The following is a 13,125-nucleotide window of genomic DNA, read 5'->3' on the forward strand; positions in this document are numbered from 1 at the left end:
ACGTGCCCTTTGCCGAAGCCCATGTGGTCATCCAGGTCAGCCAGGATGATCCGGCCCGCTGGGATCTGATCCTCAACAATGCCCAGAACATGCTCAACTATTTCGGCCAGTCGAAGGTGCAAATCGTGATCGTCGCCTTTGGACCGGGCCTGAAGATGTTCCTGGCCGACAGCCCCGTGGCCGAGCGCATTGGCGCCCTGAATGCCGAGGGCGTGGAGTTTGATGCCTGCCACAACACCATGCTGGCCATGTCCAAGAAGCTGGGGCACATGCCGGATCTGGTTCCCCAGGCCGTTATCGTGCCTGCCGGCATCGTGCGCATCATGCAACTGGAGGCCCACGGCTTCCAGTACATAAAGCCCTAAACACCTTTTTCCCTCTCCATCCTCTGGGCGCAGACGGTCGTTACGGATAACGACCCGATGCGCCTTTTTTTGGCCGGTTCGCCACCACCCGCGGGCCTATCAGATTTTCCTAGACGATTATAAAGAGGCTTGCGCTTTCCTCCGGCGTACCGGCTGCAGTATCCTGAAAAAGGCAGGACCCGATAAAGTCGGGGCCTTGGCCATGGATTTCCGCCTTTTGGCGCATCGACCAGACTTGGGGATGTGGACGAGGGAAGCAGAGCATTGAACAAATTACCCTATGATAACTTTAATCCGCGCGAATTCATCCTGCGCGACTGGCTGGCCCTGGATCGCACGGTGCTGGCCAACGAACGGACCTTCCTCGCCTATAGCCGCACGGCGCTGACGCTGGTGCTGGCGGGTCTGACCTTCATCCGCTTCTTCGGTCCGGACATCTGGTCCACCATCGGTTACGTCTGCATCGTCCTGGGCACCGGGGTCTGGCTGACGGGTTTGAAGCAGTACCTGCACATGCTGGGGCATTATCGCGCCCTGACCGTGATTGAAGAGCAAACCTTGCGCGAGGAACGGGAGTCGGGGGCCCTGCCTTCCTAAACGCCGGGATGCACCAGGCCCGGAAACAGGGCGGCGAGGCCGTTGCCGATGAAGGTGACGGCAATGGCGGCGAGGAGAAGGCCAAAGATCCGGGTGGCGATGTTGATGCCCGTCACCCCCAGGCGCCGCGACAGGGGCAGGGCCAGGCGCAGGGCGGCATAAGCAACGGCGGCGGCGGCCAGCACATCCAGGGTGAGGAGGATGTCCGCCAGCCAGGATGCCGACTTGTGGTGGGCAATGATGACGGTGCTGATGGTGCCGGGACCGGCCAGGAGGGGGATGGCGAGAGGCACCACGCCTACGGCCTCCTTTTGCATGCCCTCGGCGGTTTCTTCCGGGGTGTGACGGTAGCGGCTGGATTTGGCCTGCAACATACTGAAGGCCAGCAGCATGAGGACCAAGCCGCCCGCCACCTGGAAGGCGGCGATGCTGATCCCGAAAAAACGCAGGATGTATTCTCCCAGAAAGGCGGAAATGAGCAAAACGACGGCAACGGCCTTGGCTGCCAGGCGGGCGGTGGCAAGGCGTTGCTGGGGATCTTCATCATTGGTCAGCGCAATGAAGATGGGCACCGCGCCGATGGGGTTGAGGATGGCCAAAAGGGCGATCAAGGTCTGCAAGGCAGCGTGCAGATCGCTGCTGATCAAGGGTGCACCGGTCATGGCCGCTCGCTTCGTTTCCCCACAGCATGGACCCTGCCAGGCGCCGAATCTTCCGCCTGGGGATGCCGATGAAAAAATGGGACCTTGAAAAATCCCGCGCAAGGTCGTATTTAATAAGCATTCATTGATAGATTAGGGGAGTAAGATGCCAACTTATGAGTATGTATGCAAGGAGTGTGGCCATCGTTTCGCGGTGGAGCAGCGCATGACCGAGGCGCGCCTCACGGATTGCCCGCAATGCGGAAAGCCGGCGCTGGAGCGGGTCTTGAGTGCGAGCGGCTTTGCGTTGAAGGGCTCGGGATGGTACCAAACCGATTTCAAGGGCGGTAGCAAGCCAAGCGAAGACAAGGGCGAAACAGCGGTTCCTCCGCCCTGTGCCGGGGGCGCCTGCACCTGCCATTGACGCCCTTCGGGGATCAGGGCAGTCTTCCGTTTTTGAACGGGCCTCCCGGGCGGGGTGGCCCTTTTCTTATCCATGAAGGACAGAACGCGGCATGCGGACACATTATTGCAATGCGATTCAAGGGGATCTGGTCGGTCAGCGGGTGACCCTCTGCGGCTGGGCGCAGAAATGCCGGGACCATGGTGGCGTCATTTTCATCGACCTGCGCGACCGCGAGGGCGTGGTACAGGTGGTGGCGGATCCGGATCAGGCGGAGGCCTTTGCCCTGGCGGCGGAGATTCGCAGCGAATATGTGCTGCAGGTGACCGGCCCTTTGCGCCCGCGACCGGCGGGGACGGAAAATCCCCACTTGCCCAGCGGCGCGCTGGAACTCGCTGCGGAAAGCATCGTGATCCTGAATCGCGCCGAGCCCCTGCCTTTCCCCCTGGATGAGGAGGAGGTGGCGGAAAACCTGCGCCTCAAATACCGCTACCTGGATCTGCGCCGGCCGGAGATGCTGGCGCGGCTGCGTTTGCGCCATCGCACGACGCAGTTTGTGCGCAATTTCCTCGACAGCGAGGGTTTCGTGGACGTGGAAACACCGGTACTGACCCGTTCGACACCGGAAGGGGCGCGCGATTACCTGGTGCCCTCCCGTACCCAGCCGGGACACTTCTTTGCCCTGCCCCAAAGCCCGCAGCTCTTCAAACAGCTCTTGATGGTGGCGGGCCTGGATCGCTATTACCAGATTACCAAGTGCTTCCGCGACGAGGACCTGCGCTCGGATCGCCAGCCGGAATTTACCCAGATCGATCTGGAGGCATCCTTTGTGGACGAGCAGGCGGTCATGGATGTGGCCGAGCGCATGATTCGCGAACTGTTCGCCCACACCCTCGGGGTGACCCTCCCCGCGGCCTTTCCGCGCATGACCTACGCCGAGGCGATGCGCCGCTTTGGCGTGGACCGGCCGGATCTGCGCAATCCTCTGGAGCTTACGGAACTCACCGATCTCATGGCCGCGGTGGACTTCAAGGTCTTCCGCGAGGCGGCCCTGGGGGCCGATGGGCGGGTGGCCTGCCTGCGCCTGCCGGGCGGCGCCGCGCTGACCCGCTCGCAGATTGACGCCTATACGGAGTTCGCTGCCATTTATGGGGCCAAGGGCCTGGCCTGGATCAAGGTGAACGCCGTGGATCAGGGTGCGGCGGGTTTGCAGTCGCCCATCGTGAAGTTTTTGCCCGAAGCCGCTTTGACGGAGATCCTGGCGCGCAGCGGCGCCGCGGCCGGCGACATCCTCTTCTTTGGCGCCGACGGCAAGAAGGTGGTCAACGAGACCCTGGGCAACCTGCGCAACCGCCTCGGTGCCGACCATGGTCTGCTGGCGGGCGACTGGCGACCCGTCTGGGTCACCGATTTTCCCATGTTTGAGTACGATGCCCGGGAAGGACGCTGGACGGCCACCCATCATCCCTTCACCGCCCCGCAGGCGGGGCATGTGGAACTCCTCGGCAGCGCCCCCGGGGAGGCCCTGGCGCGGGCCTATGATCTCGTGCTGAACGGCAACGAGATTGGCGGCGGCAGCATCCGCATTCACCAGGAAGCCGTGCAGGAACGGGTCTTTGCGGCCCTGGGAATCGCGCCGGAAGAAGCTCGTGCGAAATTCGGCTTTCTGCTGGATGCCCTGCGCTATGGTGCGCCGCCCCATGGCGGCCTGGCCTTCGGCCTGGATCGCCTGGTCATGCTCATGACCGGGACGGACACCATCCGCGACGTGATCGCCTTCCCCAAGACGCAAAAGGCCGGATGCCTGCTCACCGAGGCTCCCGGGACGGTGGCGGAGGCGCAGTTGCGCGATCTCGGCATTCGGCTGCGTCCCGGCGTGGGGAGCGATGTTCAAAATCCCTAAGTCCATCCTGGTGCTGATCCATAGCGGCGATCAGGTCTTGCTGCTGGAGCGGGTGCAACCGGAGGGCTTCTGGCAATCGGTGACGGGCAGCCTGGAGCCTGGGGAGGACTGGCGCACGGCCGCGCTGCGGGAGCTTGCCGAGGAGACGGGTTTTGCCGGCGCGGGGCTGGTGGATACGGGAGTAAGCCATCATTTTCCCATCGTGCCGCCGTGGCGGGATCGCTATGCCCCGGACGTGGGCGAGAATGAGGAACATATTTTTGCGCTTGCCTTGGCGGAGACGCGCACACCCCGCCTGCAGCCCCGGGAGCATCGGGCATTTCGCTGGCTGCCGGCCAGGGAGGCGGCGGCGCGAACGGGGTCATGGACCAATCGGCTGGCGATACTGGATTGCTGTGGCCTGACCCTTGACGATGTTCAACAGTCTCCTTAACGTAAGGTTTTTATAGGAAGTTCGAAAAAACAGTCCGCTTTTTCGCGCTTTCATGATGAGGGACCTGCCATGAGTGTTGAGACGGTGGTTTTCCATGGACTTCCGCGCGCCGACGCGGCCACGGTGGATGCGCGCATCCGCAGGGCCAAGGCGGCGCTTGGGGGGCGTGTGGTCATCCTCGGCCATCATTACCAGCGCGAGGAAGTCTACCGTCATGCGGATTTTCATGGAGATTCCTTGCAACTGTCCCGGGCAGCGGCGCAGCAGGAAGCCGAGTTCATCGTCTTCTGCGGCGTGCATTTCATGGCCGAGGTGGCGGACATCCTGAGCCGGCCGGAGCAGGCCAGCATCCTGCCCGATCTCAATGCCGGTTGCGCCATGGCCGATATGGCCGACATGCCCGCCGTGCAGCGGGCCTGGGATGAGCTGTCAACGGTCCTGGACCCCGACGAAGCGGTCACCCCCGTGACCTATGTCAACTCCTCGGCGGCCCTCAAGGCCTTTTGCGGTGCCCATGGCGGTACCGTCTGCACCTCCTCCAATGCCCGCAAGGTCTTGGAATGGGCCTTCGCCCGGCGGGGCAAGGCGCTCTTCTTCCCGGATCAGCACCTGGGACGCTGGACCGGCCACCAACTGGGCATTCCGCTGCGCGACATGCCGGTCTGGGATCCGACCCAGCCCTTGGGCGGCCTGACCCCGGAAGAAATACATCGCGCCAGGATCCTGCTCTGGAAGGGCCATTGTTCCGTGCACCAGATGTTTCAACCGGCCCACATCGAACGCTGGCGCGCGGCCCATCCCGAGGGGCGGGTCATCGCCCATCCGGAGGCGGCCTTTGAGGTCTGCGCCATGGCCGATGCGGTGGGCTCCACCGATTTCATCATTCGTACCGTGAAGGCGTCGGCACCGGGAACGGAGTGGCTGGTGGGTACGGAGATCAACCTCGTCACGCGGCTTGCGGAAGAGGTGCGGAAGGAGGGGAAAAGCGTCGAGTTCATGTCGCCCATGGTGTGCATGTGTTCCACCATGTTCCGCATTGACCCGGAACATCTGGCCGATACCCTGGAGGACCTGGCGGCGGGGCGGGTGGTCAACCGCATCCGCGTCGATCCCGATACCGCGGCCCTGGCCAGGGTGGCCCTGGATCGCATGCTGGCCGTTTCCTGAGCCCCCTTGTCCGCCACCCGTCCCGCCCTCGACGCTCCCGATCAGCAGCAGGAATGGTCCCTCCTGCAGCGCAGTCTGCATGCACTGGTTGTGGCATACGCCAGCGTCTATCAGGGAGCCCGCTGGGAGCCCAGCACCCTGCCGGAGGAGGGGGCCGCCATTCTCGCCTGCAACCATGTCTCGGTGCTTGACCCGCTGCTCCTCGTCGCCAGCAATCACCGCCTCATCTCCTTCCTGGTGGCCCAGGAGTACTACGACAAAAAATGGGTGCGTCCGCTGCTGGACCTCAGCCATTGCATTCCGGTGCGCCGGGATGGCCGCGATGTCCAGGGCCTGCGTCGGGCGCGGCAGGTCCTCATGGACGGGCATGTGCTGGGGATCTTCCCCGAAGGCGGCGTCAACCGCCAGGGCGTCCAGGCGGGAATTGCCTGGCTGGTGAAGGAGAGCGGCGCGGCGGTGGTGCCGGCGCGCATCATCGGCGCGGAGCAGGGCAGGAGCGATCTGCGCACCTGGCTGCGGCGCCAGCATCCTCTGCTGCGCTATGGGGTACCCCTGCATTTCCATCGCGATGCCGCAGCGGGGGAGGTCCTCGGGGCCATCATGAGCGCCATCGCCACCCTGGCATGACGGCATTGCCCGGCATGGGTTATCATTCGCCCAGATGCGGCAGTTGGCACGAGTGCTTGTTGCCCTGTGGCCTTTGCCTGTGGTTCCAGGGCGCAGACCAAGGTCGCGGCAAAACACCCGTGCCAACCGCCGTTTTTCAGGATCGACTGTTATCAACGCAGGATAAGGAGTGCTGTCATGGCCGGACATAGCAAATGGGCCAATATCAAATTCCGCAAGGCCGCGCAGGATAGCAAACGGGGCAAGATCTTTACCCGTCTGATCCGCGAAATCACCGTTTCGGCGCGGGCCGGGGGCGGGGATCCGGGCTGCAACCCGCGCCTGCGCACGGCGCTGGACAAGGCCTATGGCAACAACATGGCCAAGGACACCGTGGAGCGCGCCATCAAGCGCGGCACCGGCGAACTGGAAGGCATCGATTACGAGGAAGTCACCTACGAGGGCTACGGTCCCGGTGGGGTTGCCATCCTGGTGGAGACCCTGACCGACAACAAGGTACGCACGGTGGCGGAAGTGCGCCATATCTTTGCCAAACGCGGCGGCAATCTCGGCACTTCCGGCTCGGTGGCCTATCTCTTCAAGCGCCGGGGGCTGATCAGCTTCCCCGGCGATGCCGACGAGGACCGGATTCTCGAAGCGGCCCTGGAGGCCGGCGCCGAAGACGTGGTCCACGAGGACGAGCGCATTGCCGTTTACACCGAGGTCCAGGCCTTGCATGCGGTGGCGGCCGCCCTCGAAGCGGCCGGCCTCAAGGCCGAGGAAGTCGAATTGACCCAGATCCCCGAGACCAGCAACCCGGTCAGCGGCGAGGAGGCGGAAAAGCTCCTCAAGCTCCTCGATGCCCTGGAAGAAAACGACGACGTGCAGAATGTCTACGCCAATTACGAAATGAGCGATGAAGAAATGGCCCGCATCCAGGCCGCGTCGTGACGGCAGAACCCGCCCGGGAAGGCTTCCATGCGCATTCTGGGTATTGATCCGGGCTCCCTGCGCACCGGTTTTGGCGTGGTGGAGGAGGGCGCGGACGGTCGGCTGCGGCATGTGGCCCACGGTTGCCTGCATGTGGAGGGCCAGCCCTTTGTGGAGCGGATCGGCGCCATTTACCGGGAACTCCGCGCGGTCATTGGCGAGCATGCGCCCGCTACGGCGGCCATCGAGCAGGTCTTCATGGCGCGCAATGCCGACTCCGCCCTCAAGCTGGGGCAGGCGCGGGGGGCGGCCCTGGTGGCATTGATCGAAGCCGGGCTGCCGGTCCATGAATACAGCGCGCTGCAAATCAAACAGGCCGTCGTCGGCAGCGGGCGGGCGCAAAAGGATCAGGTACAGCAAATGGTGCAATGGCTGCTGCAGCTTCCCGACAAACCCCAGGCCGATGCCGCCGATGCCCTGGCCTGCGCCATTTGCCATGCCCATCACGCCAGCACCCGGCGCCACTGGCAGGAACTGGCGATCCGATGAACGGCCACCGTCAGCAGCGGCCATGATCGCCCTCCTTGCGGGAAAGCTGCTGCGTCGCCGCCCGCCCTACTTGTGGCTGGACGTGCAGGGCGTGGGTTATGAACTGGAGCTGCCCCTGTCGAGCTTTTACCAGCTACCCCCGGACGGCACGGCGCTTTGCCTCTTTACCCACCTCACCATCCGCGAGGACGCCCATCTCCTCTACGGTTTCCTCTCGGAGGCCGAGCGCGACATGTTTCGCCTGCTGATCCGGGTCAACGGCATTGGCGGCAAGGTGGCCCTGGCCTGCCTCTCCGGGTTGTCCACAGAGCGGCTGGGGCAGGCCGTGGCCGAAGGCAATGTGGCCATGCTCACGGGCATTCCCGGGATTGGCGCCAAGACGGCGCAGCGCCTGGTCGTGGAGTTGCGTGACAAGATGGGCGGACTGGCGCAGGCATTGTCCAGCACCCCCCCCGGCGGTGATCCGCGCCAGGAAGCCGTTGCCGCCCTCCTGACCTTGGGCTACAAACCCGCCCAGGCCAGCCAGGCCGTGGCCGGATTGGCCGATGGACTGGGCGTGGAAGACCTCATTCGTCAGGCCCTGCAGAGCCTATCCCGTGCCTAAGCCGCCCATTCCTGCCAAGGAACCACCCGCCAGCGCCATGGTCAGAGCAGCATGATCGAAAGAGGCCCCCTGAACCCCCTGGAAACGTCGCCGGATGCCGTGGACCATGCCCTGCGTCCGCGCCGTCTGGCGGAGTACTTGGGGCAGCCGGTGCTGCGCGACAATCTGGGGCTTTACATCGAGGCCGCCCGCCGTCGCCAGGAGGCCCTGGACCACGTCCTGCTCTTTGGTCCGCCGGGGTTGGGCAAGACGACCTTGGCCCACATCATCGCCCATGAAATGGGTGGCGGACTCAAGGTGACTTCCGGACCGGTGCTGGACAAGCCCGGCGACCTGGCCGCCATCCTCACCAACCTGCAGCCCCACGACGTGCTCTTCGTGGACGAAATCCACCGTCTGAGCCCGGTGGTAGAGGAGATACTCTACCCGGCCCTGGAGGACTACGAGCTGGACATCATGATCGGCGAAGGGCCCGCCGCCCGTTCCATCAAGATCAGTCTGCCGCCCTTTACCCTCATCGGTGCCACCACCCGTGCCGGACTGCTCACTTCGCCCCTGCGCGATCGCTTCGGGATCACCTTTCATCTGGAGTTCTACAGCGTCGAGGAACTCACCCAGATCGTCACCCGCTCCACCAAGATCCTCGGCACGCCCCACAGCCACGAGGGCGCCGTGGAAATTGCGCGGCGGGCGCGGGGGACGCCGCGCATTGCCAACCGCCTCCTGCGGCGGGTCCGCGACTATGCCCAAGTGCGCGCCGCCGGCCGTATCGACCAGTCCGTCGCCGAGGCGGCCTTGCAGCTCATGGAGGTGGACCGCCACGGCTTTGACGGCCAGGATCGCAAACTCCTGGGGGCAGTGATCGAACGCTTCGGCGGCGGCCCGGTGGGGGTGGAGAGCTTGGCCGCGGCCATCGGCGAGGAACGCGGCACCATCGAGGACGTCATCGAGCCCTTCCTCATCCAGCGCGGCTATCTGCTCCGCACCCCCCGCGGCCGCTGTGCCACGGAACAAACCTATCTGGCCCTGGGCCTCACCCCGCCGGCCCGCAGCGGAGCGCTCTTTGATGACCAGCCCTGAGCAGCGCGGCAGCATCCACTCCGTCCGGGTCTATTATGAAGATACGGATCATGGCGGCGTGGTCTATCATGCCAACTATCTGCGCTTCATGGAGCGCGCACGGACGGAGATGCTGCGCGATTGCGGTTTTGAGCTGGACCGGCTGGAGCAGGACGACGGGGTCATTTTCGCCGTCCGTCGCGCCAACCTGGACTTCATCGCCCCCGCCCGCTTCAATGACCTGTTGCGGGTGGAAACGGAAATGATCGCCAAGGGTCCTGTCCGCATGACCTTCGCACAAAGGATTTACCATCGAGAGCGGCTGCTCTGCCGGGGCGAAGTGGAGGTGGTCTGTCTCGAAGCCAGCCGCTTCCGCCCCACCGCCATCCCGGCGCGCCTCGCCGCCGTCATTCCTGTCGCCCCACTGCCGTGAGACCCTATGGACCCTAACGCCGCCGTTGCCAGTACCCAAGCCCTTTCCCTCGCCCATCTCGTGCTCAACGCGAGCTGGGTGGTGCAATCCATCCTGATCATCCTGCTCCTCGCCTCCATTGCCTCCTGGACCATCATCTTCCAGAAATGGGCCATCTTCCGCTCCGCCTGGAAGGCCCTGGACCGTTTTGAACAACGCTTCTGGAGCGGCGGCGAAATGAGCCAGCTTTATCATCACGTATCGGGCAATCCGGCCCTGGAAGCCGGTGCCGGCAGCATTTTTTGCGCCGGCTATGAAGAATTCCAACGGCAACGCAGCAAGGCGCGCTCCGCCGACGCCCTGGATGCGGCCCGCCGCGCCATGCGGGTGGCCCGGATGCGGGAGGTGGAAAACCTGGAAACCAACCTCTCCTTCCTTGCCTCCGTGGCCTCGGTGAGCCCCTTCATCGGCCTCTTCGGCACGGTCTGGGGCATCATGACCGCCTTCACCAATATCGGCATCGCCCAGCAGGCCACCTTGGCCACGGTGGCGCCGCCGGTGGCCGAGGCCCTCATCGCCACCGCCGCCGGCCTCTTCGCCGCCATTCCCGCCGCCGTGGCCTACAACCGCTATCTCCATGACGTGGACCGGCTCGACGCCCGTTACGAGGTCTTCATGGACGAATTCACCAACATCCTCCATCGCCAGATTCCGGAGGCGCAGGCATGAGCCGACGGCGGCTGCTCGCGGAGATCAACGTCGTCCCCTACATCGACGTGAGTCTGGTGCTGCTGGTGATCTTCATGCTCTCGGCACCGCTCCTCACCCAGGGCGTCAACGTCAATCTGCCCAAGGGCGCGACCAAGCCGGTGTCGGACAAGACCCCGCCCATCCTCATCTCCGTGACCCGGCAAGGGCAGATTTCCCTGCAATACCGGCAGACCCACAGCAAGGTGGACCTCAGCGGTCTGGCGGAGCAGGTCAAGGCCATTGCCGCTGCCAACCATGACCAGGTGCAGGTCCTGGTCGGGGGCGATACCCATGTGGATTACGGCAAGGTCATGGCCGTGATGGCGCGCCTGCAGCAGGCGGGCATTTCCCATGTGGGGTTGCTGACGCGGCCGGAGGGACATTGAAGCAGAAGCGTCGCTGGCCCCTGATCCTGGCCATCACCCTCAACGGGGCGATTTTGATCGCCTTGTTCTGGAGTTTTCACGTCTATGTGCCCACCGCGAGCAACGCCCCGGTGCAGGCGGAACTGATCAGCGGCTCCGGTCCAAAAGCCACCCCTGCCCCTGCCCCTGCCCCTGCACCAAAAGCCATTCAAAAGCCAAGCCCACCGCGACCCAGCGCCGCCCAACAGGCCGCGGCGGCGGAAGCCAAGGCAACGGCCCGGAAGGCGGAAGAAAAAGCCCATCAAGAGGCCGCTGCCCGCGCCGCCGAAGAAAAAGCCGCAGCGGCCCAAGCCGCGAAGGAAAAGGCCGCCGCCTTGGCCCGAGCGGAGGCGAAGCAAAGCGCCATGGCCGCAAAACAGCAAGCCGCTGCAGAGCAGGCCAAGGCCGAGCACGCCGCCCAGCAAAAAGCAGCCAGGCAGGCTGCCGCTGAAAAGGCGGCCGAGGCCAAGGCCGCTGCGGCAAAGGCGGCCGAAGTCAAAGCCGCCGCAGAAACCGCCCGCGCTGCCGCACTGAAAAAACAGATGGCCGAGCAAACGGCCAAGGCCGAAGAGGCGGCCCGCGCCAAGGCCCTGCAGCGACAGCTCAGCGAGGCCAAGGCCAAGGCCCAGGCCGAGGCCAACCTGGCAGCGGCGCGGGCGCAGCAGGCCGCGGAAAATCAGCGCCTCATCGGTCTGTTCGCCCAAAAGATCCGTACCCAGGTCTACAACGCCTGGAATACCAATTTTTCTGCGGCCCTATCCTGCACGGTCCAGATGGAACTCAACCCCCAGGGACAGATTATCGGCCAGCCCAGGATCATTCGCTCCAGCGGCAATCCGCGCTTCGATCAAGCCGTGATTGCCGCCGTCCAGGCCGCCGCGCCCTTTGCACCGCCCATCGGCCTCTCCTATGACCTCTATAAAGAGGTCAATCTCAAATTCAACGCGGAGGAACTCAATCATGGTTAAACGCCTCTGGTCCATCGGACTCTTTCTCCTCGCCTGGACCTTCGCCATATCCGCCCAGGCCGCCCTGACCGTGGAGATCACCAAGAGCGTGGCGACGGCCATCCCCATTGCCATCCCCTCCTTCGGCCCCGGTGTTCCCGGTCAGCCGGCGCTGGCCCAGGTGGTGCGTGATGACCTCGCCCGCAGTGGCCTCTTCCGCGTCCTCAGCCCGACGGGCTATCCGAGTGACCCCCGCGATCCCAGCGGCGTCCAGGCCCCGGCATGGGCCAATATCGGCGCCACCGGCCTGGCGGTGGGCTCAGTGGAACCCCTCAACGGCGGCTATGTGGTAAACGCCTATGTCTACAACGTCGCCACCGGGCAGCAACTGGCGGCCAAGCGGTACACCTGCTCCGCCGCCGAACTGCACATGACCGCCCATCATGTCGCCGACCTCATTTATCAGGCCTTTACCGGCAAGCCCGGGCCCTTTGCCGGACGCATCGCCTATGTCCGGCAAGTGGGCAATATCTACGAACTGGTCGTGGCCGAGTCCGATGGCTGGAACCCCCACCCCATCGTCCATGGCACCATGCCGGTGTTCTCCCCCACCTGGTCGCCAGACAATCATCGGCTGGCGTACGTGACCTATGAAAACGCCCGCGCCGTGATCTTCGTGCAGGATCTGGCCACCGGCAGCCGCCAGCGCATCGCCCCCGGCGGCGAGATCACCAGCGCCCCGGCCTTTTCCCCCAATGGCGAAGACCTCGCCTATGCCCGCGCCTATGCCGGCAAGACCAATATCTATGTCGTCAATCTACGCACCGGCGCACGCCGTCAGCTCACCAACGGCGATTCCATCAACACCTCCCCCACCTGGTCGCCCGACGGTCGGCAGATCGTCTTTGTTTCCGACCGCGCCGGCGGCCCGCAGATCTACGCCATGAACGCCGACGGCGGCAATCTCCATCGCCTCAGCTATGATGGCAACTACAACGCCAGCCCCAGCTACTCCCCCACGGGCAATGCCATCGCCTTCATTCACCGCACCGATGGCGTCTATGCCCTGGCCGTGATGAACCCCAGCGGGGGCGACATCCGCGTCCTCGACGCCCAGGGCAACTGCGACAGCCCGAGCTTCGCCGCCAATGGCGAAATGATCCTCTACGGCACCCATCGCGGCGGCCGCAAGGTCCTGGCCGAAGCGAGCCTGGACGGCAAGACCATGGAGATCCTGCGCACGACGGAAGGGCAGGACAACGAACCGGCCTGGTCCCATCATTGATGCACCACGGGATATTTTCGCCGGACCGCAATTCCCCGTTGGCATTTATGCGGGCCTGGGGCTACACTTT

17 protein-coding genes are annotated in these 13,125 nt (G+C 64.5%); 16 read left to right on the forward strand and 1 reads right to left on the reverse strand.

Translation table 11 applies throughout. From position 1 onward, the window contains the following. Nucleotides 1-365, forward strand: a 365-nt coding sequence (locus ACP5MM_RS04250; RefSeq protein WP_427934157.1) for a DsrE family protein, incomplete at its 5' end; no start/stop codon positions are given. 264 nt (nucleotides 366-629) lie between these two features. Beyond that, on the forward strand, nucleotides 630-962 hold the full coding sequence (locus ACP5MM_RS04255; RefSeq protein WP_427931535.1) for a DUF202 domain-containing protein: 333 nt from the start codon (nucleotides 630-632) through the stop codon (nucleotides 960-962). Here ACP5MM_RS04255 and ACP5MM_RS04260 read toward each other — a convergent pair. Beyond that, complete coding sequence (locus ACP5MM_RS04260; protein WP_427931536.1) at nucleotides 959-1,624, reverse strand: MarC family protein; 666 nt, start codon at nucleotides 1,622-1,624, stop codon at nucleotides 959-961. The two genes, ACP5MM_RS04255 and ACP5MM_RS04260, sit on opposite strands and share 4 nt — an antisense overlap. A 145-nt stretch (nucleotides 1,625-1,769) precedes the next feature. On the opposite strand from ACP5MM_RS04260, the gene ACP5MM_RS04265 reads away from it, so the two are divergent. The 14 genes from ACP5MM_RS04265 (at nucleotide 1,770) to tolB (ending at nucleotide 13,055) form a co-directional block, all read left to right on the forward strand. Beyond that, on the forward strand, nucleotides 1,770-2,027 hold the full coding sequence (locus ACP5MM_RS04265) for an FmdB family zinc ribbon protein (RefSeq protein ID WP_427931538.1): 258 nt from the start codon (nucleotides 1,770-1,772) through the stop codon (nucleotides 2,025-2,027). A 91-nt stretch (nucleotides 2,028-2,118) separates the two neighbouring features. After that, the gene (gene aspS, locus ACP5MM_RS04270) at nucleotides 2,119-3,909 is read left to right on the forward strand and encodes an aspartate--tRNA ligase (protein WP_427931540.1); all 1,791 of its coding nucleotides are present in this window, start codon (nucleotides 2,119-2,121) and stop codon (nucleotides 3,907-3,909) included. Next, the gene (gene nudB, locus ACP5MM_RS04275) at nucleotides 3,893-4,342 is read left to right on the forward strand and encodes a dihydroneopterin triphosphate diphosphatase (protein WP_427931542.1); all 450 of its coding nucleotides are present in this window, start codon (nucleotides 3,893-3,895) and stop codon (nucleotides 4,340-4,342) included. The genes aspS and nudB overlap by 17 nt, the downstream gene beginning before the upstream one ends. Nucleotides 4,343-4,411: 69 nt before the next feature. Beyond that, nucleotides 4,412-5,509 (forward strand): quinolinate synthase NadA, encoded by a 1,098-nt coding sequence (nadA, locus tag ACP5MM_RS04280; protein ID WP_427931544.1) that lies wholly within the window; start codon nucleotides 4,412-4,414, stop codon nucleotides 5,507-5,509. Between the two features lie 6 nt (nucleotides 5,510-5,515). Next, nucleotides 5,516-6,136, forward strand: a complete 621-nt coding sequence (locus ACP5MM_RS04285) for a lysophospholipid acyltransferase family protein (protein WP_427931546.1) — start codon at nucleotides 5,516-5,518, stop codon at nucleotides 6,134-6,136. Between the two features lie 177 nt (nucleotides 6,137-6,313). Then, nucleotides 6,314-7,066, forward strand: coding sequence for a YebC/PmpR family DNA-binding transcriptional regulator (locus ACP5MM_RS04290; RefSeq protein ID WP_427931548.1), 753 nt, complete (start codon nucleotides 6,314-6,316; stop codon nucleotides 7,064-7,066). A 27-nt stretch (nucleotides 7,067-7,093) separates the two neighbouring features. Further along, nucleotides 7,094-7,594: a crossover junction endodeoxyribonuclease RuvC gene (gene ruvC, locus ACP5MM_RS04295; RefSeq protein WP_427931549.1), complete on the forward strand. Its 501-nt coding sequence runs from the start codon at nucleotides 7,094-7,096 to the stop codon at nucleotides 7,592-7,594. Between the two features lie 22 nt (nucleotides 7,595-7,616). After that, the gene (ruvA, locus tag ACP5MM_RS04300; RefSeq protein ID WP_427931551.1) at nucleotides 7,617-8,198 is read left to right on the forward strand and encodes a Holliday junction branch migration protein RuvA; all 582 of its coding nucleotides are present in this window, start codon (nucleotides 7,617-7,619) and stop codon (nucleotides 8,196-8,198) included. Nucleotides 8,199-8,249: 51 nt separating this feature from the next. Next, complete coding sequence (gene ruvB / locus ACP5MM_RS04305) at nucleotides 8,250-9,278, forward strand: Holliday junction branch migration DNA helicase RuvB (protein ID WP_427931553.1); 1,029 nt, start codon at nucleotides 8,250-8,252, stop codon at nucleotides 9,276-9,278. Next, entirely contained in the window at nucleotides 9,265-9,690 is a 426-nt protein-coding gene (ybgC, locus tag ACP5MM_RS04310) for a tol-pal system-associated acyl-CoA thioesterase (protein WP_427931555.1), read from the forward strand. The genes ruvB and ybgC overlap by 14 nt, the downstream gene beginning before the upstream one ends. 6 nt (nucleotides 9,691-9,696) lie before the next feature. Next, nucleotides 9,697-10,398 (forward strand): protein TolQ, encoded by a 702-nt coding sequence (tolQ, locus tag ACP5MM_RS04315; protein WP_427931556.1) that lies wholly within the window; start codon nucleotides 9,697-9,699, stop codon nucleotides 10,396-10,398. Then, nucleotides 10,395-10,805 carry a protein TolR gene (gene tolR / locus ACP5MM_RS04320; RefSeq protein WP_427931557.1) on the forward strand — a complete coding sequence of 137 codons (411 nt, stop codon included), beginning with the start codon at nucleotides 10,395-10,397 and terminating at the stop codon, nucleotides 10,803-10,805. The genes tolQ and tolR overlap by 4 nt, the downstream gene beginning before the upstream one ends. Then, complete coding sequence (gene tolA, locus ACP5MM_RS04325; protein ID WP_427934158.1) at nucleotides 10,802-11,791, forward strand: cell envelope integrity protein TolA; 990 nt, start codon at nucleotides 10,802-10,804, stop codon at nucleotides 11,789-11,791. Before tolR ends, tolA begins: the two co-directional genes overlap by 4 nt. Beyond that, a complete protein-coding gene (gene tolB, locus ACP5MM_RS04330) occupies nucleotides 11,784-13,055 on the forward strand; it encodes a Tol-Pal system beta propeller repeat protein TolB (RefSeq protein WP_427931560.1) in 1,272 nt (423 codons plus the stop codon). Before tolA ends, tolB begins: the two co-directional genes overlap by 8 nt. Nucleotides 13,056-13,125 lie beyond the last annotated feature (70 nt).

The sequence above is a fragment of the Acidithiobacillus sp. genome, from assembly GCF_049965315.1.
GTDB lineage: Bacteria > Pseudomonadota > Gammaproteobacteria > Acidithiobacillales > Acidithiobacillaceae > Acidithiobacillus_B.